The organism is Burkholderia sp. BCC1998, assembly GCF_905339875.1.
Lineage (GTDB): Bacteria > Pseudomonadota > Gammaproteobacteria > Burkholderiales > Burkholderiaceae > Burkholderia.
Genome location: NZ_CAJPHE010000024.1, coordinates 68,983 through 90,175 on the forward strand (window position 1 = coordinate 68,983; position 21,193 = coordinate 90,175).

The window sequence follows — 21,193 nt, forward strand, 5'->3', positions numbered from 1 at the left end:
AAAACCGATGAGCAATGTCATGACAACCACTTCGCATCGTCAAAGGCGGGGCGCGCGCCTCGTCACGAGCCTGAAGCTGTGCCTGTGCCTCGCGCTGGCTGCCGGCGACGGCGGCCGATATGCGATGGCCATGCAGGTGCCGTTTCGCACGTCAGCTGTCCATATCGCCGTCGAAGGCAAGGAGCTCAAGGACGTGCTGCGCGATTTCGCCGCAAGCCAGGGAATCGCCGCGTCCGTGAGCAGCGACGTGCAAGGCACGGTATCCGGCCGGTTTGACATGTCGCCGCAACGCTTCCTCGATACGCTCGCCGCCACCTTCGGCTTCGTGTGGTTTTACGACGGCAGCATGCTGTCGATCAGCAGTTCGAACGATGTGACGCGGCAGGTGATCCATCTCGACTTCGCGGGCACCGCCGCGTTGCGCTCGACGCTCGCGCAGATGGGACTGGACAACAAGCGCTTCCCGGTGGTGTACGACGAGTCGCTGGGCGCCGCGCTGGTGACAGGTCCGAGCCAGTACGTCGCACTGGTTTCCAATCTCGCGGCGCGCCTCGACCAGAATGCGAACCGCCAGGTCGGAACGGTGGTTCGCGTGTTTCCGCTGAAGCATGGGTGGGCGGCGGATCACAACGTCGTCATCGACGGCAAGACGATTACGGTGACGGGCGTCGCCGGGCTGATGGCCGGCATGTACCATCCGGGCAAGGACGATTCCGGCGCAAACATGGACGGTGTTGGCGCGAATTCGACGGCGCCGGGCATGGCGCGGCAGACGCCGCTGGCGGACGCTTCCGGCGGCACCGGCGGAGGTTCGCCGTTTGCCGGCGGCGACAGCGGCGGGGTGAATCCGCCGCTGCCGTCGTTGTTCGCGCAGGGCAGCATGCCGCTGTTCGGCGCGAAACCGCAGGCGCGGCCTTCGGGTGCGGCGGCCGGCAACGGCGGGTCCGGCGGCGGCTTCGCGAACAGCGGCGGCACGGGGGCCGTGCCGGCCGGTGCGTCGATGCTGCCGGTGATCAAGGCGGATCCGCGTACGAATTCGGTGCTGATCCGCGATCTGCCGCAACGCGTCGATCAGTATCAGGCCTTGATCGACCAGCTCGACGTGCGGCGGCGTCTGGTGGAGATCGAGGCGCATATCATCGAGATCGACGATACGGCGCTCCAGCAGATCGGTGTCGACTGGCGCGCGCACAACAGTCACGTCGATATCCAGACCGGCAACGGCCGGACGAGCGCGAACAGCTATGCGAACGGTCAGCTGAACCCGGTATTCAGCAGCACGGATTCGAGCGGCAACACGATCGCCAATATCACGCCGGCGGGCCTGTCGCTGACTGCCGTGCTCGGTGACGCGGGCCGCTATCTGATGGCGCGGGTCAACGCGCTCGAGGACAACAACCTCGCCCGGATCGACGCGAGTCCGAAGGTCGCCACGCTCGATAACGTCGAGGCCGTGATGGACAACAAGAAGCAGTTCTACGTGCGCGTGCAGGGCTACACGTCGGGTGACCTTTATGCGATTTCGACCGGCACGTCGCTGCGGGTGCTTCCGCTGGTCGTGGACGAGGACGGGCGAACCCAGATCAAGCTGCAGGTACACGTCGAAGACGGCCAGGTGACCGGACAGCAGGTCGACAACATCCCGGTCATCTCGACGAGCACGATCAACACGGAAGCGGTCGTGTCGCAGGGCGAGAGCCTGCTGATCGCGGGCTACCGTGTCGACAATGCGTCGAAAGGGGAGAGCGGCATACCGTTGTTGTCGAAGATCCCGTTACTCGGCGGCCTGTTCCGGTATCGCGAGAACCAGCACAGTCACATGGAACGCCTGGTCCTGCTCTCGCCGCGCGTCATCGAGTACTGAGCGGCGACACGGCCTGGATACGCGATTCACGCGATGCGGTGAATCGCGGGGCAGGCCGCGGGGAACGTCCATTCGTTCTCGCTTTCGGGTGCCCATGCCTGTGCGTTGCGCGCCGCCTCGCTTCCGCCGGGATGCAGCTTGATCCGGCCGCCGGCGGCCGGCCGCAGCGCCTGCGATGTCGCCGGTTCCGTGGTCCGTTCCATCACCCGCTCGATCCGGTAGCCATGCGCGTACATCGTGCGCAGCGCGACGCCGCATGTACCGTCGAGCCGCAGCTTCTTGCGCAGCTTGTAGATGTGCTGCTCCAGCGTGCGCCCGACGATCTCTTCCGAGCTGCCCCACACCGTCGCGGCGATCGCGCGACGCGTCACATAGTTGCCCTGCTGCGAGAACAGGACCCACGCAATGGCAAATTCGCGGGTGGTGAGCCGCACTGCCTTGCCGTCGACCTGCACGCTGCCGTCGCGGCGGCTGAACCGGTACGCGCCGGTGACGAGATCGTCGTCGGTCCTTGCGGACGTGCCGGAGGCCGTCGGACATGTCGCGAAGCGGCTCGCCGCGAGATGGACCCGCAACCGCAGTTCGCGGGGGTCGACGGGCAGCAGCACGATGTCGTCGGCGCCAGCGTTCAGCGCGGCGAGCATCCGCTCGCGGTCGCAGAAGTCGCCGATCGCGATCACCGGTGCACGCCGGTCCCCATAGCACGCACGTCGCGCGAGGACCGGGTGCGATGCGTCGATCCCGGTAGAGGCGTCGAAGACAATCGCGCTGAATTCGTCGCGATGCAGCGCGCGGGCCAGATCGACTTCCTCGCCATAGCGGACGCACGTTGCCCCGTCGGTCGTCAGGCCGCCTTGAATCAGGCGGAATAACGCCGGGTCGTTGGTGAATATTGCAAGTTTCACTCGTTACCTCACTGGTTACTCGTAAAGACATGGCCATTTTTTACACACGCAAGGGACGCGGCAGCGTGTCCCGGCCATCGAAAGGTATGGGGGGCGAAGTGCTAGGTACGTAAGAATTTGTAAATTCTTATGATGATTTGAACACCGCGGATCGGCGCCGGCGACGCGGCGCGCGCACGCAGGCAAACGATTGCGGTGAATTGACTGAAGTTAGCGGCAAATTCCGATTACTCGGGCGCGGCGTTCATGAGGGCCGTTACTTTCCGGCGGCGTGGCTTTTCTCGCGGCTCGCCTTCGGGAGCCTTATCCCACGGGGGTTTGGGCACAAAGTTACATCGCGTAAGGTAGGGAACTGATTTTGTTTGAGCTTCGATCAGTCCGTTGGCAGCGGTGTTGCGCCATTTGCACGCTGTGGCATGTCTGCCGACGGAGATTGCGCGGCTCGGAACTGTCCGGCCTGCGCCGGTTGCCCGTCCGCCACCTCGCTATAAAGAAGATAGGCCGCGCTGTACGGCACCAACAGCGTGCCGCCTTCCCGATCGCAGAGCGGAACGGGAGGCAGTCCGCCGGTCGTATTGACTTGCTGGATGACCGAGGTGCGGGCGAATCGACCGGTTTGGGCCTGGCTGCCTCGCTTGTCGCGTGCGACAAGGCGCACCCATGTCAGGGTGCCGGCCGTGACCTGCGCGACCGAGTCCGCGCGGGTGACGACGTAGCTGTCGTCGTAGGCCGTGAAATAGCCGCCAGGCGCCACCGTGCCCACGCTTCGGCGTTGCGAATCGACCAGCGTGGCAAGCTCGCCTTCGCGGACCCAGGACTGCTCGGCACCGTTGCGGCGGCATTCATAAATCGTCTGGCCGCGCGCGGTCAGCACCTCGTCGAGATGCCGGCCCGGCCCCGCGCGCAAGGCCGACGGCAAGTCGGTGTCGGCCGGTGGCGCAAGCGGCGCGGTACAGGCGGCGAGGCTGGCAAGCAATGCGCCCCCCGCAAGCGCGCGTAACGCCTGCGGCATCCGCTCGCGCCCGGCCTGTGTGCCGGACCGCGTGCCCCGGGAAAACATCGTCCGCAAGACGATCGACACGAGTCGAAGGTTCAGCATGATTTGCTCCAAACGCGCATTGGACATCGTGGGAGGATTCGGGCGTCGTCGGCCAGCCGTGCAGGCGCGGCGTCGGCCGCGAGGCAGGATGTCGACGGCAGGGCGGCCGACGTGCAGCAACGCATCCGGCGACCGCCATGCGATTTGCCATCCGGATCGAAGCGGCATTGTCCGCGACGCGGTGTGCGTACCTGCCCGCTTGCGCGAAGCGCGCAATGCGCGGGCGAACCTGGCGCGGGGGGCAGGGCGAGGGGCCGTTGCCGCGCGCCCGGGAGGTCGGGCATGGCGACCCCGGCCACGCATGCGTTGCGCGTTCCCATGCATGTGCTGCGGCTTTGGCGCGAGTCCTGTCGCGCAATGGATTCGGCGAGCGCGACGCGACTTCGCATCAACCGGACGGCGAGCGCAACGTCGCTCTTAGCATACGTGGTGAATTGAAACGCGTTCGTCGACCTTCAATGCGCGACGCGGGCAATGGACAGCTCAGCGGCGCTTCGATTTCATCAAATCCATTTCGGGGGAGTCGATGGTGAGAATTATCGGTAAGCCATTGGACGTGCAGTGCGAGGTCCTGACATCCGTATTCAAAAAGGACAAAAGCCGGGCCGGCGCGGCTGTCAATCAACCTTCCGAACCGAGCGGCAGCGCCGTGTTGCGGAATCTTGCCGGCATGAAATCGTCACGCCGACAGGCGGCCGCGCAATCCGGCGCGCCAGGTCATACGCCAGTCTCGTCCGAAGTGCCGGCCAGTCGGGCGCAGATTACTGCGCCAGCCGCGGAGCACGCGCAGCACGCTGCCGGTGCGGGTCAACATGGCAATGAAGTTGACAGCGGTGTCGACACGGAGTTGGTCGCAGATCTCGCCTCACTGGGCCTTGGCGGCGCGATCGATCGTTTCGAGGCCGACACGCACGAGCCGCCCGCCGCGACGGTTGTCTCTCCGCAAAGGCAGCCGAGCGAAACGATCGAGTCGTCGCATGGTGCGGCTGAGCCCGCTCGGACGCACGGCGCGCAAGCCGCTGCCGCCGAGACGGCGCCACACGGCGAACACGTGGCAACACCTTCGACGCCATCGACTCACAGTCACTCGACCGAGGCGGCATCGGCCGGACACGCAACGGGCGCCGCGCAGACAGCCGAAACACAAGCCACCGGTCATATTCCCGCCGACCTGGCGTTGGTGCTCGCGCGCCCGCCGTCGCAGCACCCGGTCGGTTCGCCGGAACAGCACGCGGCGATCGATCACCAGGTCGGACAGCTCCATCAACTCTTCACCAACTCCTACACGGGCACCGCTGCCGGTTGGGGGGGAAATCTGTTCCACGCGACGTTGCGCGAGGGGGGCGTCACCTTCGTCAGTACCGTGCTGCGTGAACTCGCCGGGCAAGCGGTCGCGAAAGGGCTCGCAAATGCGAGCGAGCAAACGAAGCTGGGCGCGTCGATCGCGGTGTTGGTCGGTACCGGCATGTTGAACGGTGCGGCGATGCTGCGTCAGCATCTCGACGGCACGGGCAACTGGATCACCCGCTCAGCCCAGCTTGCGAACATCGCCGCGCTGGCGGCAGCCGGCAGCGTTGCAGGAACGACGGGCACGCTCGGGGACATCGCGCCGCTGCTGCTCAAGGCCACCGCTTATACGTTGTCGCGCGATGGCATCAACCTGTTTGTCCGGCTTTCCGACAATCGCGATCCCGATCGTGCACCCATCAACTTCAAGGCGGTGGCGACCAACATGGCGGTGTTCGGCGTGAACCAGTTCGTCGTCAACACGCTGCAAGGTCTCGGCGTCTCATACTCGGGCACGAGCAAATCGGGCCAGGCGGCGACGGTGAGCCAGGCGTTCGGCCACATCAGTGCATTCGCTGCCGCGAATGCCGGCGGCGAAATCAGCGACGCGATGCTCTATCCTGCCATGACGGCGTTCTTCGACAAGATCGGTGAAAGCATCAGCCAGGGAAGCAAGGGCACGGTGCGTCAAGGGCTGCGCGGAGCGGCGGACGTGCGGCTCGCAACCCGCATCCATCTGCCGGCGGGGAGCGAATTGATCAACCGCGTCACCGGTCACGAAGTCGTCGGCACGGTCACCGGGAGCGATGTGAAGGACAAGATAACCGGCGCGGTGACAGCACGCCTGACACTGTTCGTAGTCCTCTTCTGTCTGCTGGATTCCATCAACAAGGCCGGCCAGAATTTGCCGCAAGCCGGGCATGAGACGGTCACGAATCTCATTGCGGGATTGGCGGGCGGGATGATGCTGTCGACCTTCATGTCGTCGCTGTCTCTGACGCCGAAGCGCGACGCGACCGGAAGCCAGGATTCCGTCAGAGGCCCGTCGAGCGATGCCGATGCCATGGAAGCGGGACGCGCCGGCGCGGCCGTCGAAGGCGCAGCCCCGACGGTCGCCAGCGCGGCAACGTCGGCGCGCGTGGCGTAGCATGCATCCGCGAACCGGAGCGATGTGCGATCCGGGCGTCGCCCGGCCCCAGCGTCGAGCAGCCCTGACGGGGCTTCGTTTCAACGGGAATTTCAGTCGGTGATCGTTTTGCTCTGCGCTTCGAGCCACTTTCTTGCGCGCGCGAATTCCTTCTCGCTCTGGTTGTAAGCGTCGGCGAGCAGGTCGGTCGCCGGTTTCATGTCCTCGCCGAAGTGCTTGTCCGGATGGAATCGAATGAGCAGCGCCCGATAAGCCTTTCTGGCGTCCAGCTCGGCCTTCGCGATGTCCGCGGCCATTTTCTGAACGCCTGCGCGCGTGGTTGCGTGCTTCATCACCGTATCCGGTAAGACGCGGCCCGTCATCTTCAGGATCTCGCGCCAGTCGGCTCCTTCCGGAACATTCAATTGCGCGTGAGCCGTCTGGTGGGCGCCGTGCGTACCGGGCGCGGCGGACGACGATTGCTTCAAGCTTTCCTGAATGGCTGCCGCCAGCGCGTCGTCGTTGGCTTTCTGAATGGCTTGCGGGTTGACGCGAAGCCCGGCATTCAGCGCACCGAGTACGTGGGCCTGGCGGCCGGTCATTGCATTCGCGGGTGATCGGGAGGAGGCGAGGCTTGCCGCCATCGCCGCCTTCAGTGCGTCGTCATTGGCCTTTCGGATGGCCTCAGGCTTGACGCGAATGCCGGCGCGCATCAATTTGTCGAGATCGGCCTGCGTCGAGCGCATGGCGGCTGCATTGCCCGTGCCTTCCTTCTTCGGCAGGTTCCGAAGCCCCTCCAAAGGAGAGCCGGTGCGGCTTCGAGGCGATGGCGCGGACGGCCGCCGAGTGTCGGCCGGTTGTCGGTCGGGCGGAGACTCTTGCCATATCGGCGCTGCGCCCGTCGTTCGGGTGGCCTTCATTTTTCATCCTTTGATGGTGCGCGATTGCGTGCGAACGTCGGCAATGTGCGGATTCAACCCGCTTCGACGGCAAGCTTTCGCCGATACCGGTTCACCGCATCGAACGCCGTGGCCACCGCGGCGCGCAGTATTCTTGCCGTGTCGCCGTGGAACGAGTTGAACAGCGCGTTATAGTTCCCGACGTATCGATCCGGCGGCACTGGCTTTCCGCCAATGGCCATATCGATTCGGGGTTTTATCTGGTTCAGCGCCCACATGACCTCATGAATGGAATGGCCGCCGTCGAACACGACGAACATGAGTGCGCCCAGCATCGCGTGAGCCGGATCGATTCTCGCGTGCTCGTAACGGTTCATGTAGTCGACCGCTTTCGCGACAAATGCAACCGATCCCGAGGGCCCCGATCCATAAGGTGCCCCGCTCGGCAGTGAAGTCTTGACGGCAACGGATGGCGCATTTATGTTCGGCCGGTTCGTCGTCGAGGGTCGCGGCCAGAAATGACTGGCATACGGGTCGTCCGGCATGGGCGCCTGATGCGCCAGCAGGATTCCGCTTCCCTGACCGATATGACCTGGCTTCTTGACAATGGCGCGCGCTGCGTCGCGTTGCCGAAACTCTTTGGCATCCTGAGCGGTTTTGTCCCAGCCGATATAATCAGGCGCGTGTTGTTTCAATGCCGCCGAGATCTTGACCGTGGCGTAATGAATGCTGATGCAATCTTCGCCGCTTTCGAGCATTTTGTTCAGGTAATGCAGCAGCTTGTCCCCGCGCTCGTCGGCGGATGCCTTCACGAATTTGCTCAGCCGCGACACTTTCGCCGTCCAGAACCGGTCGTCGCCGCGCATCTTGAGCTGCACCGCGCCTGCGACTTTTTCCCATGCGACGGGATTGGCGCGTGCGAGTGACGTGAGCCGGGCGCGTTGCGCTTCGGCGAGATCATTGGCCGCTGCCGCGACCTTTGGCGGAGGGGATTTCACCAATTCGCGAATCAGTGCCGACTCCCACGCGCGGGCCATCTGGCTGTCGTATTGCTGCGGGAGCGTCCCGGTCGCGGCCGCGCGCGACAACTCCCGGCTCAATTTGCCTGCCAGCGCGCCCAGCGTCGGCAAGCCGCCCTTGTTGCACCGATCCACCTGCCCGCGGAAGTAGCTCGCCAGATCCGGCGCGGTCATGTCGTGCGACAGCCAGATATCGCGCGCTTCTGTCTCGATGCGTCTGATCCGTTCGCGGCGATTCGTCGATCCGGCCAACGCGCCGTACTGCGTGTCGAGTGCATCCATCCAGTGCGCGAGACAGTCGTACGGAGGACGAGCAGCCTCGCTGGTGTCGGCGCGAGTCGATGGCAGCTCCTTGGCAGCGGCCCGGTGCATCCGTTCGGAGACAGGCTGCAGCACGCGGCGCACGGACTCGGCGTCGAGCGTTTCCACGGCGTCGATGTCCTTCAGACATTGCTCGACGGCGCGGTCGAAGCCGGCCAGCCCCAGGCTCGTCCTGGAACCGTTGTCCAACGTGCGGGTTTCGATGAACGGGCGCTTGACGCGGCGCGGTTCCTGGATGTTCAGGACCAGGTCTTTCAGGACTTCCCTGGCTTCATGAAGCGACTCATGTTTCCCGAAGGTAAAGCGCGTCCAGTCGAGCCACATCCCGTCCTTGTTCCTGCCCCCCGTCAATTTGCTCTTGCTGCTGGCCTCCCTCGTCAGAAACGGGAGCGCATCGCCAAGATCGGCATCGCGAGCGAGCGTCAACGTGGAACCACTGGCTTTGGCCTTTTGCGACGGAAGAAAGACGGACGACTGCGACACGGTCCGATGTATCGGGCCGCCCGCGCCATAAGGCATGCCGTGGCCGGCCGATTCCGACGCTCTGCGCGCGCGAACCGGCTTGTCGGCTGGCACCGCCCGAAAATCGTTCGTCCGAGCGTTGCCCGGCGCCACATCTGCTGCCCTGGGAGTCTCGCGCTTGGGACGCCGCAACTCCTGGAATTGCATGTTCTGCTGCGCGGTCGCAGGCGTGGCGAGTGACATTGCGCGTGCTCGGGACTGCTGACGAGGCGGCGCGTCGGGGGTGACGAAAGCATCGGCATGGCCCGGCGGGACTCTATTCGGAAAGCGGGATTTGAACACGAGGACCTCGGCTCGGAAACGTTGGAATTTTGATCTGGCAGCGCTGATCCGATCGAAGTCTGCCCGGCACATGGGTACCGAGGCGGACGAGTGCGAAGTGGATTGCGGCCAAGCGAAGTCCCGGCCGGTGAAGGAGTCGGCCGCGGCGTTTCCACCTCACCGTCGTTCCGGTGACGCTGCGGCGAGACGAGACGCTCCGAATTTTCCCGGCAGGATCCTGCTCAAACGAGATCGCCCCGTGTTTTGCCCGGCCTCCTGTCGATTCCACCGCGTTGCGATGAAGGTTTCGGCGATGAGAGGTTCGGCGAGCGCTTCGCTTTCGGGATGTCAAGTTCGCTTCCTTGCCGGTGAACTGCAATTTGGGTATTTAGCATCGAATCGCGGTTATGAATGACGTCTTTCGTATTGTCGTGCCGAAGGGCGGCTGAGCGAGCAGAGGTGCAAGGTCATATCCGTAAAACGACAATTCCCAATGCATGTTAAATATTTTGAAGGTATCGACATGAAAATCGAAGTCAAAGAACCTATGGTCAATTCGGTCGCCGACCAGGACGAACTGCTGGCAAGTGAAATCCTCGAACTCCACGATGAAGACGGCGCATTCGAAGAGCGCCTGAACTTCGTCAGCGGTGGCTATTGCTGAGCGAAGTCATCGTCGCGCGCGCTCGGGCCTTCAGACGGGCCGACGCGTCGGGTATGACGAAATCATCGGCATGGCCCGGCGGGATCCTGTTCAAACGAGATCGCCCCGTGTTTTGCCCGGCCTCCTGTCAATTCCACCGCGTTTCGATGAAGGTTTCGGAAAAGACATGTTTGACGAGCGCTTCGTTTTCAGGTTCTCAAGTTCGCTTCATTGCCGGTGAATTGAAATTTGGATATTTAGCATTGAATCACGGTTATGAATGACGTCTTTCGTATTGTCGTGCCGAAGGGCGGTTGAGCGAGCAGAGATGCAAGGTCATATCCGTAAAACGACAATTCTCAATGCAGGTTAAATCTTTTAAAGGTATCGACATGAAAATCGAAGTCAAAGAGCCTGTGGTCAATTCGGTCACCAGCCAGGACGAACTGCTGGCAAATGAAGTCCTCGAACTCAACGGTGAAGACGGCGCATTCGAAGAGCGCCTGAACTTCGATACTTCCAGCAGCGGCAATGGCGGCACTTATTGCTGAGCGAAGTCATACCCATTCGTCCATTGGGTTAGGCACTTTGCATCGCTGATTTATTGCGCTGCCCCGGGTGATGACCTCGGGGCGGCGCAAAAAATCATCACTGTCAGACCAGTCATGAGACCGGCAATGCGACCCGAAAAGATACGCTCTCCGAATCCGAGCCTCCACCAATCGAAATACAGGTGCTGAAATGTCCGGCGATTTGCGAACTTCGATCGGTGCCTGGCTCGAAGCGCCGACGCGTCAGGCGCTGGATGCCGCGATGGCCGTGCTCGAGGAGCCCTGCGCAACGCGGGCGACGCATGGAGACCTGACCATCGCGCTGGGTGCGTCGCAGCCGTTTCGAGATGCGCGCACCAACATCCGCGCGATGGCCGTCCACCTGCCGTTGCTGGTCCACGCGGCCATCACCGGTGAAACCGCCGCTGCGGTGCCCTTGGCGTCCGCACTGCTGGTGATGGAAGCGGGTGTGTACCTGCTCGACCACATGATGGATGGCGAATTGGCGGCGCCGCTCGACGCGTGGTCGCCGGGTACCCAGGTCCTTGCCGCGACCAGTTTGCTGTCCTACGTACCGCAGCAACTGCTCACATCGATGCCTTGCACTGCCGAGCGATTGCGTTCGATCCAGCACCGTCTTGCGGAAGGCATGCGCAGGATCCGTCTCGGGCAGGCCATCGAGATCGAGTGCAAAGCCGCAGGACGCGTGACGCTGGCCAGCGCGGAAGAGTCCGTCAACGGAAAGACGGGGGAGCGTCGCGCGTTGTATGCCACGCTGGCCGCGATCCTCGCAGGCGCCGACGCGGCGACCGTCGCCGCTTACGAAGGCTACGGAATGAGTCTGGGCGTTGCCCGCCAGATCAATTCCGACCTCGTCGACCTGTTCGGAAGGCAGCCGAGCCGTGATCTTGCCGGCGGAATTCGCACGTGGCCACTCGCGTTGTATATCGACCGTGCCGAGCCCGCCGACCGGGACCGGATGCTCCTGCTGCTGGAGCTGGCACGCAACGATCAAGCCGTGGTCGTCGAGATCCGCGAACGCCTTCGAGCGTCCGGTTGCCTGCGCGAAATGCTTCTGCGCAAGGAAGTGCATTGCCAGCGCGCATTGAGGCTTCTTGCGGAGGTCAAGCCGCTTGAACCCGCGGCGCAGGAATTGCGCGATGCGGTCAAACACGTGTCGATGGCGGCCTGACATATCATCCCGGTCGCCCGAAGGGCGCCCTGCAGAACAATGTACGGAGCGCGCACCATGAGCGGGTGCATCTCGAACATCGATCTGGACTATCGCCCGCTTCGTTCCTCCGACGCGGAACTGCATTCCCGCGCGGAAGGCGAGCGAAGAATCCACGTGATCAAGCAACGCCGGCTGCTTGCGTATGTGCAGTTGTCGGCCATCGGCGCCTTCGTGTGGAGGCGCCTGGACGGACGGCTTTCAATTCGGGAACTTGCACTCGAAGTCGCCCGTGCCGGAGGCACTTGCGAACCCTCGGCGTTGGTGGCGCTGGTACGCGCATGGGCCAGTCGCGGTTTCATCGCCGACGTGAACCCGCCGGAGCGCCGCGTGCCCGCGACGCGCGGCCGGTGGCGCATGATATTGCGTCGCTGTCACTGGGCCTTGACCTGGAAGCAGGCGTGGCCAGGCGCCGACGCGTGCATCGCCCGTGCATACGATCTCGGCGGGTTCATCGTCTTTCATCCCGGCATGCTGCTCGCGATGGCGCTGCTGGCGGGCGCGGGGCTCGTGAGTTTTGCCGACCTGCTGACGTCCCATCGGTTTGCGTGGCAGCTGCACATCGGCCTGACGCAGTGGTGCCTCTTCTTCATCGCGTCCGTGCTGCGCTCGATGGTGCATGAACTGGCGCACGGACTGGCCGTGAAGCACTTCGGTCGCGAAGTGCTGGGGACCGGGTGGGCCTGGAACTGGATCGCACCCGCGTTGTACGTCAACACATCCGATATGTGGCTGTCCGCACGCTGGCCGCGTATCGCCGTCAGTCTGGCCGGGCCATGCTCGGACATTCTGATTGCGTCCCTGGCCGTGCTGTCGTGCAGGCTTGTCCCGCCCGCGATGTCGCCGTATGTGTTCGTATTCGGCGCGCATACCCTGCTGGGGGTTGTGTTCAACATGTGCCCGCTTCTCAAGGGCGACGGCTATTGCATCCTGGTCGATGCGCTCGGGCGAAGGAACTTGAGGGCGGACTCGATTCGCTGGCTCTGGTTCGGCTGGTTCCGGAAGTGGCGCGACCTGCGCGCGCTGCGCGAGCACACCGTGGAGACGATGTATGGATTGGGCGTACTGCTCTACCTGGTCGCCATCGCCTACTTCGCTGTCGTCCACTGTCGCAACCTGGCCACCGACATGTTGTCGGGGAATCTGTCGCCTGCCGCGGTCTCGCTCCTCGGCTGGCTCACTGTGCTTGCATTGTCGTTACCCCTCGTGATGGGGTTCGCGGGCGAGATCATCGAAAGCAAACGCAATCAAGGAAATTTTCATGTCAACTCTCCGCTTTGACACGGTGGACACCGTCGATTCTCGTGCGTGCGTCGCGTATCTCGACGTCGCGACCCAGGTCGGCATGCAGCTCGGCATCAAGCAGCGAAACATTGATCTGCTCGAGCTTCGCGACGGTGAGACGGCCCTCGACGTGGGTTGCGGCACGGGGCAGGATGTCTGCACGATGGCGCAATTGGTCGGGCTCGGCGGCAGGGTGATCGGCATCGACTCGAGCCTGACCATGGTGACCGAAGCACGGCAACGCACCGCGGGGCTCGGCCTGCCTGTCGAGTTTCATCAGGCCGACGTGTACGAGCTGCCGTTTGATGATGGCGCGTTCGACGCGTGCCGCGCGGATCGCATCTTTCATTTCCTGAACCGGCCTGCCGCCGCGCTGCGCGAGATGATCCGCGTCACGCGCGTCGGCGGGCGCATCGCGGTCACGGAGCCTGACTGGTCGTCGCTGTCGATCGAGGGGGGCGACGATGCGCGGACGCACACCGTGGTGCGGGCGACGATCTCCGACGGGATCGGCCCCTCCAGCATCGGGGCCCGGCTGCCGCGGTTGTTCGCGCACTGCGGACTGGCCGTCGAGAAGGTTGTCGACAGCAGCTTGAACCTGGACGATCTGGCGACCTGCCGTTATCTGCTCCAGCTCGATACGCTGGCCGGTCGCGCGGTCGCGCAAGGTCGACTGTCCGCGGATGACGCCCGGGCGTGGATCGCGTCGCTCGAGCACGCATTCGCGGGAGGCAGGCTGCACTGCAGGCTGGAAGGCTTGACCGTCGTCGGCACGAAGCTGGCCATCGAATGAGTGCGGGCCCGAAAGCTCTCCGGGCGTGGCGCTGTCGAACCGATATCCGTTGATTCCCTGGCCGGCGCCTGGGTCGTTCGAGCCGCATGGCCAACCGGATCGCGCGGGTGGCGCGTAGCTTCGGCCCAGATCCGATTACCGGCCCTCGACCCGCTTCGCCTCACGGATTTCGTCTTCGCGAAAGCCTCTCGTGGAATCGGAAAGCGCGCGATCATCAACACGACCGGTGCCGGGTCGTGCGCGTAAGGCGAGCAAGCGGCGCCGATCCGACAAGGCCGCAAGTTCAATCGTCGAACGAGCTTGATGGGACGCGCCCGATTGGCCGCGCAAAGCAGAAGGCAGGAAAACCAGATCATTGGGAATGCTATGCAACTCGTTGAAAATTCTGTCGCGTCAACCGCCGAACCATCGCCATACGAACTATACATCCGTCTCGACGAACTCCGGAGCCTGTGGCCGCAGGAGACGGCATCCATGGCCGAAGTGCTGACCACTTGCGGTTTTCAGGCGGTCGAACTCACGTTCCGGCTGATCGAGGAAGCGCTGCAGGAGCGACGCCCGTATTCATTTCCGGACAGCAGGCTCCGGCGTTTCGTGCGTCACGTGACGGATAGCCTTGCGTTGATTTCGGAGCACGTGGCAGGGCAGGCATGCCCGAATCGGTCGCTGTCGGGGCGTGATGCGTTTTCTCCGGGGTTATACGTGGCGAGCTCGTTGCCTGCTCATCTTCTCGAGGAAGTCGTGGAGGCCTATGAGGCAGCAGCGGACAAGGCCGGTTTCGAATTCGGCGTGACGCGGCAGGTGGCGCAGTTGCGCAACATGCTGCCCGGGCGAGCCGGGCGAGCGGATCGCACCGGCGACGATTGCGGCCACAGGCTGCGCGTCACGTTCGACTACGTGAGGGCAGTGGCGCCCGCGAGTCTGTGCGCCATTCGAGAGACCGAGCCTTTCGGGCCGGAAGATCACTTCTTCTCGACGGCTCACCAGATTACCGAATGCTGGCTGAACGTTGCGCACGTGGCGATTTCGAAGAGTGAAGCGCTCGCGAGGCATGGCAACTGGGTCCATGCCGCCGGGATCATGACGCTGGCGACCGATAGTCTCAAGCTGGCGAGCCAGACAACCCGGCTGCTGGAGGAAATGGCATTGGTCGACTACCACCCGCTGCGCGTTCGTTTGCGGGATGGAAGCGGGGCACAGTCGAAGGCCGCGCAAGGCCTGGGTGTGGCAGCGCGGTCCGCGGCGGCGCCGCTGTGGCGGATCCTGGAGACGGAAGGCGGCGACGTCGAGGGCATTCTTCGCAGTCCGGGCGAGAATCTTGGGCGCTATACGTTTCTCAGGGCAGTTTGCTCGATCGGGCAGGAAATCCAGCTGTTTCTCTTCCATCACTATCTTCTGGTGCTTCGCGTCCTTGGCACCCACACGACAGGGAGCCTCGGCTACCAGGTGCACAAGCTCGCGGAGCGCGCATCCATGCCGGTTTTCAACGAGATCAATCAGGCTCACCACAACTACGTGATGTCGACGAATTTCGATCATGGCCAATACTCCGGCGCAATCATCCTGAAGAACGAGGTCGATCGGGGATGGAGTCCGTACGGCAAGTTTTCGGTCGGACGAGGATGTGCGCCCAAACTGATGGAAAGCGCCGTGAAGCAATACTTCGCATTCATCGCCGCGCGCAATGGTGAAGGTTGGGTCAATCTGTTCGACCCGACATCCGGCGAAATGGTCGACGGTGGTGATGCAAGGCCGTTCCGCGGGCGCAAGCATTTGCGCGTATTCATCAACGCAATGATGAATGCATTTTCGGAGATGCGGCCATCGCTGTCGGACATTCGGTTCGAAGGCAACAAGGCGACAGCGGCGTGGCACTTCGAGACGGTTTCCTACCATGGTCGGCGCGCCTCGTTCGGCGGCACGGAGGAGTTCGTTTTTTCCGATGCCGGCGAAATACTGCGCGCCAGGGCCGATTGGACGCCCGATGCCGTGTCGCGTCAGTGGAGAGGGGCGGTGACGCTCGTGTAACGCACCGCACGCGAGCGTTCATGGCTTCCTGCAATTGCGCATTCAATCGCACTTTGCCGTCAGCGGGCGCGCGGAACCCGTTCGGGCGCGCGCGGTTGCCGGCGGATATCGGCATCAAGCCATACGCGCGCCCATGACCCGGCATGGCCGGCCACGTGAAAGAGAAATCAAGCATGACTGACGTATTACGCATCGAGGACGCCCTCGCAACGGAAACTGCCGACGTTATGCGCGAGGTGCCTGCGCAGGTCGCCGGGGCCGATCGCCCTGTGCGCTGCGCCCCGGCACCCGGCGCGGAAGCGCGCCGGCCGAGTCGCGCCATCACCGTGGTCGGCGGCGGCCAGGCAGGACTGATGCTCGCAGTCGGCCTGCGCCGCGACGGCCATTCGGTTCGGCTGGTGCAGGACCGGTCTGCCGACGAGATTGCCCATGGCCGGGTGTTGTCCAGCCAGTGCATGTTCGCACAGGCGCTCGACCTTGAACGTGCGCTCGGCATGGACCAGTGGGCGGAAGCTTGTCCCGAGATCAACAGCGTACGGATTGAAAGTTGTGCGCCGCCGGGCATGGCGCTGCCGGGTGTCGATTTCACGGGACGGTTGCGCGCGCCTGCCCAGTCGGTGGACCAGCGTCTCAAGTTTCCCGTGTGGCTGGACCAGTTCCAGCGGCTTGGCGGCACGCTGGACATTCTCCATGCGGACGTTGACGACCTCGATGCCTACGCGAAGGACAGCGAACTGGTCGTCGTGGCGACGGGCAAGGGCGCGCTGGGCAGTCTGTTCGAAGTGGACCGCAAGCACTCGCCGTTCTCCAGGCCGATGCGCACCCTTGCCATGGTCTATCTGCGCGGCGGAGCGGCGCCCGAGCGGCAAGGCGGCATCCATTCCACGGCGTTGCCGGGCGCCGGCGGGCTGATGCGATTTCCGGCCCTGACACTGGACGGCGCTTGCGAGATCCTGTTTTTCGAGGCGTTCCCTGACGGCCCGCTGGACGTGGTCGCTCCGGGCCTGGGAGCCCACGAGCAATGGGCGGCAATGCACGGCGCGCTGGCTCGGCTGCTCCCCGCGGAGGCCGAGCGACTGGCCACGGCCCGGCCAACCGATGCGCTTGCCAACCTGGCTGGAAAGATCACGCCGGCAGTGCGGCACGCAGTGGGCGTGCTGCCTTCCGGGCGCATGGTGCTGGGCCTGGGCGACGCGGTGGTGCTGAATGACCCGCTGGTAGGCCAGGGAGCAAACAACGCCGCGAAGGTCGCGGCGACATGCCTGGCTGCCATTCGCGAGCGTGGGCATCTGCCATTCGACTCTGCGTGGATGCAGGAGGTGGCCGGCGCGATGTGGCGCTGCGTGCGCCCCGGGACGTTGTGGACGCAACTCAGCCTGCTGCCGCCCAAGCCACCGGTGCTCGAACTGCTGCACCGGGCCTGCACGGATCTCGCGCTTGCCGACCGATTCGCACAAGGCTTCGATCAACCCGAAACCCTTCTTCCGCTACTGCTCGGCAAGGAACTCGTCGAATGAGGAAATCGCGCCGCGAATGAGCTGCGATGGAAATCCTGGACAGAAACGAGTGTTGGAGTTTGGGAGCGCGTTTGCCGATGTGGACGCGAGGCCGGCCGTGAAACACGGCGCATCGCTCGCACTGCATCGAGTTGCGCGGAGCTCGGGCGTGCCGACTTCGCCTGGAGCGAATTGTCTTCGGCTAACACGTCGATGCGATGAAGACGCCGATTATCGTGTAGGGCAGGTGACCCATATACCGCACGGATCATTGCTGCCATGACGAATCGCCTCACCTCCCTCCCCAATAGCCAGACACTCGACTGGAGCGTTGGCGCGAGCCCGGACGGGACCCCGTCGCGTACCGCACGGGTATCCCAGCCCCGTCTGCGGGAAGCATTGAGCAGTCAGCCAGCGGCCGCGCCCGGGATTCTCGGCGGTCTGCAAGCTATCGCCAGGCGTGTCGTGCCGGCCGCCCAGCCGAAGCAGGAAATCAGCCAGCCCGCGCTCGACAGGATGAAACGGCTCGAGTCGATTCAGCATCGGGTTTCGGAACTCGTGCCGTATCGTCCCAACAACGTTCCGAGCATCGTGGCGTCGGACGGGGAGGCGTTCCATCGCCATGAGATGCGCCTGACCTCAGGCAACAGGCCTGCGCAGTATTCCGCGGAATCGGCGCGCGAAACCGTGCGCTGGGGAACCGGGGTTTGCACGGACGTCAACAACGCTTTGTTCAGAGTGCTGGCAGCGGACAATACCAGTCAAGCTCGAGCGGCGATGCGGGAACGCGCAGCCGGCCGCTCGACCCGCTGGATGGAACGCTATCCGGTGATATTTGCCACGAATGACGATCCGCACGGCTTCGTTCTGGTCGGCGATCCGCGAGACCCACGTCAGGCCTCGGACGTGCTGGTCGGCGATATCTGGGAGGCACTGCCGATCGTAAAAACCTGGGCGAACACGGAATACAGGACGCGCCCATATCAAGTCAAGATGCAGGCTGTCGCAGGTGCAAGCGCATTCCAGGATTTACCGCTGGAGGCGCTATCCGACCTCGCTCGTCAGAGGGTCGCCAGCGACGAGGTTGATGCGCATCTTCGCGGACAGAACCGACCGATCGTCGGCCCGGCCCTTCTTCGCAACGTGTACGACATATGCCGTCAACATGGCATCAGTTTGTTCGACTGCGTCACAACGGCCGAGAAGCCGTCCACGGCTTATCAAAGCGCATCGACCGGGGAGGTCTTTACGCCGTCCGTCGCGCTTCACGACTACCAGGACTATCGGGCCGCGCTGAGCAAACCGGCAGCTTACGCTTCATTCAAGATCTTCTCTCAGACTACGTCCTGATCCAGGCCGAAAAACCGCGAATCGACAGGATTCCTGCCGATCGCATCTGGCTTGAACGCCATGACGATGCGCTTCGCGCGCGATTCGCGCGGGCCGCGGGCTCATCGCGCGATCACTCACGCCCCGCGTTCGAGCGGCCTCATGCTGACCGACGCTCTCGGCCGACCGGACCGTCTCCATCCTGAATTGGTTCGTGTATTGCCGACGGCATGTTGCCGGGTATCGACGTCGATTCGTTTCGCGGCGAATCGCTTCGCGCGCACGACAAGGATCCGGCATCGACATGACATGATGGACTTCGTATAGGTACGCGAGCGCGCTTGCGTCGCCGATGCGTATGTCTGCCACCCGGACTGCTGAAACAGTCGACGACGTACACGCCACGCCGCACTCAGCTACGGCGCGGGTTTCAGCTCCGTTTCAAGTAATGTCTACGAGGAGGTGCACGTCAATGGTCACTTTGGTCAATGGAAACATCAACACGGGTCCCGGCCTTTTCGATCCCGCAGCCAGCGGTCTGCAGCCGGGGATGTCGCCGGACATCGGGCATGTCGACGATCTGATGAAGCAGGTGGCGATGTCGATGATCAAGGAGGCGTTGACCCAGTTGCAGGGCGCCATGGGCGGCGGGACGGCTGCCTCACCGTTCTCCGGAAACATGCCGACGACGGGCAATATGCCGCCCCTCGGGAACCCGCTGACGACGGGCGGCACGCTGTCGCTCGGAAACATGCCGACGACGGGCGGCACGCTGTCCCTCGAAAGCATGCCGATGACGACCGAAACGCCGCCCCTCACGGACCCGCTGACGACGGGCACTTCGTCGTCCACCGCGAGCACACCGTCGACGGGCAACAGCGACCTCGAGAACGCGATGCAGCAGACGGCGGACAAGGATCCGACGCTGTACGCAAAGACGATGAAGGACGCGAAGAGCGGAAACGGCAACGAGCTCGTCAAGGACGTGTTGCAGGCTTACAAGGAAGGCGCCATCACCAAGGATCAAGCGATCGCCGAAGTCTCGGGCGCGCAGCGCCTCGCGAACGAACACGGTGGCGGAAAGATCAACAAGCAGGTGAAGGCCGAGGCCCAGGAGGTACTGGGCGGCAGTTACATCAAGGGCGGCGACACGCGCGCCTGGCATCAGTTCAAGAAGGTGGCCGAGAGCTTCACGCCGATCGGGGCCATCGCAAAGGGTATCGAGGACAAGACGGCCAGGAAGAAGCCCGAAGACATGCTCGAGGCCGGTCAGGCCGTGACCCAGCGGAAAACGCAACAGGCGATGCAGCACATGGAGGAGGCCGATCCGGAACTGGCGGCGAAATTCCGGGAGGATGCGGCAAAACACGACGGCAACGCGATGGTCGAAGACATGATCCAGTTGAAGAACGCGGAGAAAAGCGGCGCGGTGCCGAACACGTTCACTGATCAGGACGCGCAGATACTCGGTAGCCAGGTCGGCGATTATGGTGCCGGCAAGGTGAACACGCACGAGGAGCAGGCATTCACGGAGGCGTTCGGCGCGGATACCCTGTATCGCGGCTCGACACGCGGGGCGAAGGCGTTTGAAAAGGTCGAGGACATGGCCGGCAACATGATGCAGTCGCTCGTGGCGCCCGTGACCGATACGGTCGGCGGCTTCAACGCTCTCGCTCATGGCGATGTCAAAGGGGCGCTCAAGCTGTTCGGCGAAGCGGCTGGCGCTGCCTTGACCGATCTGGCGACGATTGCCGCGCCCGAACTCAGGATTGCCGCCGAGGGTTTGAGCGTGGCGGGGCGCGCCACGCAAAGCGTCGCCGACGCGACACTGAGCAGCATCCGTACGATCGGCAAGGTCGACGATGTGAACGACGGGGTGAACTTCGTGACAGGTAACCAAAACGGCAACAACAATGTCGCCTGAACGCGATATTCGGGGGGCGCACGGCGTTGACGCGCCCGCCCGGATTTTGACGGCCGCAGTACCCAGCCATAGGTGAATATTCACAACGCGATAGATCAACACTGTCCGTACATTATTTAATGGAAACACAAAGTGCCAATTTCCAAGGTTTCGAACAGCACGCCGAGTCAGTACAGCGACCTTCGCGAGAATGCGACTTCCAATGCCCGCGCAAACGCAGCCCCGAATGACGGAAGTCCGAAAAGTCATCCTCAGTTGAGCGGGCTACCCGCGTCACCGCGCCGGTCCCACACAGTTGCGCAGGTTCAGGATTTTGCCGCAAGCGTCTTTGCGGCAACGATCGGCAACTCTCCGAAGGTTGTCGGTGCCATAAGCACGAATTCGGCACTAAGACAATTGAGGTCGCAGCCAGCCACCTCGGCGTCGATGACGACTCTATCGGCATACGAGCACCAACTTGCGAACAGCCAAGGGCCTTCGACGCTTCAGGACAAGATTGCCGCAGCGGCAGGCTACGCGCGAAACGGCGCCGCACATGTCGCAGCCACGAATGCCGCTCTCGGCGCGGGCGGCCTCCAAGGCGTTCACTCTGCCGGGTATCTCGACGATTT

At 63.5% G+C, this 21,193-nt stretch carries 15 protein-coding genes; 11 read left to right on the forward strand and 4 right to left on the reverse strand.

Annotated features, from left to right (window positions below; translation table 11 throughout):
- Positions 1 to 19 precede the first annotated feature (19 nt).
- Entirely contained in the window at positions 20 to 1,864 is a 1,845-nt protein-coding gene (sctC, locus tag U5A56_RS30890) for a type III secretion system outer membrane ring subunit SctC (RefSeq protein ID WP_415749245.1), read from the forward strand.
- Positions 1,865 to 1,890: 26 nt separating this feature from the next.
- Here sctC and U5A56_RS30895 read toward each other — a convergent pair whose 3' ends face one another.
- The gene (locus U5A56_RS30895) at positions 1,891 to 2,769 is read right to left on the reverse strand and encodes a response regulator transcription factor (protein WP_321926261.1); all 879 of its coding nucleotides are present in this window, start codon (positions 2,767 to 2,769) and stop codon (positions 1,891 to 1,893) included.
- Between the two features lie 373 nt (positions 2,770 to 3,142).
- Positions 3,143 to 3,868 (reverse strand): DUF3455 domain-containing protein, encoded by a 726-nt coding sequence (locus U5A56_RS30900; protein ID WP_321926263.1) that lies wholly within the window; start codon positions 3,866 to 3,868, stop codon positions 3,143 to 3,145.
- Positions 3,869 to 4,394: 526 nt separating this feature from the next.
- Between U5A56_RS30900 and U5A56_RS30905 the strand changes: the two genes are divergently transcribed.
- Complete coding sequence (locus U5A56_RS30905) at positions 4,395 to 6,302, forward strand: hypothetical protein (protein WP_321926264.1); 1,908 nt, start codon at positions 4,395 to 4,397, stop codon at positions 6,300 to 6,302.
- 92 nt (positions 6,303 to 6,394) lie between these two features.
- Here the strand turns inward: U5A56_RS30905 and U5A56_RS30910 are convergent, their stop codons facing one another.
- Positions 6,395 to 7,201, reverse strand: a complete 807-nt coding sequence (locus U5A56_RS30910; protein WP_321926266.1) for a hypothetical protein — start codon at positions 7,199 to 7,201, stop codon at positions 6,395 to 6,397.
- Positions 7,202 to 7,254: 53 nt separating this feature from the next.
- A complete protein-coding gene (locus U5A56_RS30915) occupies positions 7,255 to 9,225 on the reverse strand; it encodes a hypothetical protein (RefSeq protein WP_321926268.1) in 1,971 nt (656 codons plus the stop codon).
- 601 nt (positions 9,226 to 9,826) lie between these two features.
- Between U5A56_RS30915 and U5A56_RS30920 the strand changes: the two genes are divergently transcribed.
- From U5A56_RS30920 to U5A56_RS30960, 9 genes are all read left to right on the forward strand, one after another.
- Entirely contained in the window at positions 9,827 to 9,967 is a 141-nt protein-coding gene (locus U5A56_RS30920) for a hypothetical protein (protein WP_321926270.1), read from the forward strand.
- A gap of 371 nt (positions 9,968 to 10,338) precedes the next feature.
- The gene (locus U5A56_RS30925) at positions 10,339 to 10,497 is read left to right on the forward strand and encodes a hypothetical protein (protein WP_257773405.1); all 159 of its coding nucleotides are present in this window, start codon (positions 10,339 to 10,341) and stop codon (positions 10,495 to 10,497) included.
- A gap of 190 nt (positions 10,498 to 10,687) precedes the next feature.
- Positions 10,688 to 11,689 (forward strand): polyprenyl synthetase family protein, encoded by a 1,002-nt coding sequence (locus tag U5A56_RS30930; RefSeq protein WP_321926272.1) that lies wholly within the window; start codon positions 10,688 to 10,690, stop codon positions 11,687 to 11,689.
- 57 nt (positions 11,690 to 11,746) lie between these two features.
- Positions 11,747 to 13,009: a hypothetical protein gene (locus U5A56_RS30935; RefSeq protein ID WP_257773403.1), complete on the forward strand. Its 1,263-nt coding sequence runs from the start codon at positions 11,747 to 11,749 to the stop codon at positions 13,007 to 13,009.
- Positions 12,990 to 13,805, forward strand: a complete 816-nt coding sequence (locus U5A56_RS30940) for a methyltransferase domain-containing protein (RefSeq protein WP_321926274.1) — start codon at positions 12,990 to 12,992, stop codon at positions 13,803 to 13,805. Before U5A56_RS30935 ends, U5A56_RS30940 begins: the two co-directional genes overlap by 20 nt.
- 474 nt (positions 13,806 to 14,279) lie before the next feature.
- The gene (locus tag U5A56_RS30945; protein WP_321926275.1) at positions 14,280 to 15,833 is read left to right on the forward strand and encodes a nuclear transport factor 2 family protein; all 1,554 of its coding nucleotides are present in this window, start codon (positions 14,280 to 14,282) and stop codon (positions 15,831 to 15,833) included.
- A 173-nt stretch (positions 15,834 to 16,006) separates the two neighbouring features.
- The gene (locus U5A56_RS30950; protein ID WP_321926277.1) at positions 16,007 to 17,350 is read left to right on the forward strand and encodes a styrene monooxygenase/indole monooxygenase family protein; all 1,344 of its coding nucleotides are present in this window, start codon (positions 16,007 to 16,009) and stop codon (positions 17,348 to 17,350) included.
- Between the two features lie 258 nt (positions 17,351 to 17,608).
- Positions 17,609 to 18,679 (forward strand): hypothetical protein, encoded by a 1,071-nt coding sequence (locus U5A56_RS30955; RefSeq protein WP_321926279.1) that lies wholly within the window; start codon positions 17,609 to 17,611, stop codon positions 18,677 to 18,679.
- A 451-nt stretch (positions 18,680 to 19,130) separates the two neighbouring features.
- Positions 19,131 to 20,582: a hypothetical protein gene (locus tag U5A56_RS30960; protein ID WP_321926281.1), complete on the forward strand. Its 1,452-nt coding sequence runs from the start codon at positions 19,131 to 19,133 to the stop codon at positions 20,580 to 20,582.
- Positions 20,583 to 21,193: the final 611 nt, after the last annotated feature.

Excerpts from the sequence above, each read along its gene's own strand:
- sctC (WP_415749245.1), top strand. The coding sequence starts at position 20 with ATGACAACCACTTCGCATCGTCAAAGGCGGGGCGCGCGCCTCGTCACG.
- U5A56_RS30900 (WP_321926263.1), bottom strand. The coding sequence starts at position 3,868 with ATGCTGAACCTTCGACTCGTGTCGATCGTCTTGCGGACGATGTTTTCC.
- U5A56_RS30905 (WP_321926264.1), top strand. The coding sequence starts at position 4,395 with ATGGTGAGAATTATCGGTAAGCCATTGGACGTGCAGTGCGAGGTCCTG.
- U5A56_RS30910 (WP_321926266.1), bottom strand. The coding sequence starts at position 7,201 with ATGAAGGCCACCCGAACGACGGGCGCAGCGCCGATATGGCAAGAGTCT.
- U5A56_RS30915 (WP_321926268.1), bottom strand. The coding sequence starts at position 9,225 with ATGTCACTCGCCACGCCTGCGACCGCGCAGCAGAACATGCAATTCCAG.
- U5A56_RS30920 (WP_321926270.1), top strand. The coding sequence starts at position 9,827 with ATGAAAATCGAAGTCAAAGAACCTATGGTCAATTCGGTCGCCGACCAG.
- U5A56_RS30925 (WP_257773405.1), top strand. The coding sequence starts at position 10,339 with ATGAAAATCGAAGTCAAAGAGCCTGTGGTCAATTCGGTCACCAGCCAG.
- U5A56_RS30930 (WP_321926272.1), top strand. The coding sequence starts at position 10,688 with ATGTCCGGCGATTTGCGAACTTCGATCGGTGCCTGGCTCGAAGCGCCG.
- U5A56_RS30935 (WP_257773403.1), top strand. The coding sequence starts at position 11,747 with ATGAGCGGGTGCATCTCGAACATCGATCTGGACTATCGCCCGCTTCGT.
- U5A56_RS30940 (WP_321926274.1), top strand. The coding sequence starts at position 12,990 with ATGTCAACTCTCCGCTTTGACACGGTGGACACCGTCGATTCTCGTGCG.
- U5A56_RS30945 (WP_321926275.1), top strand. The coding sequence starts at position 14,280 with ATGGCCGAAGTGCTGACCACTTGCGGTTTTCAGGCGGTCGAACTCACG.
- U5A56_RS30950 (WP_321926277.1), top strand. The coding sequence starts at position 16,007 with ATGACTGACGTATTACGCATCGAGGACGCCCTCGCAACGGAAACTGCC.
- U5A56_RS30955 (WP_321926279.1), top strand. The coding sequence starts at position 17,609 with ATGACGAATCGCCTCACCTCCCTCCCCAATAGCCAGACACTCGACTGG.
- U5A56_RS30960 (WP_321926281.1), top strand. The coding sequence starts at position 19,131 with ATGGTCACTTTGGTCAATGGAAACATCAACACGGGTCCCGGCCTTTTC.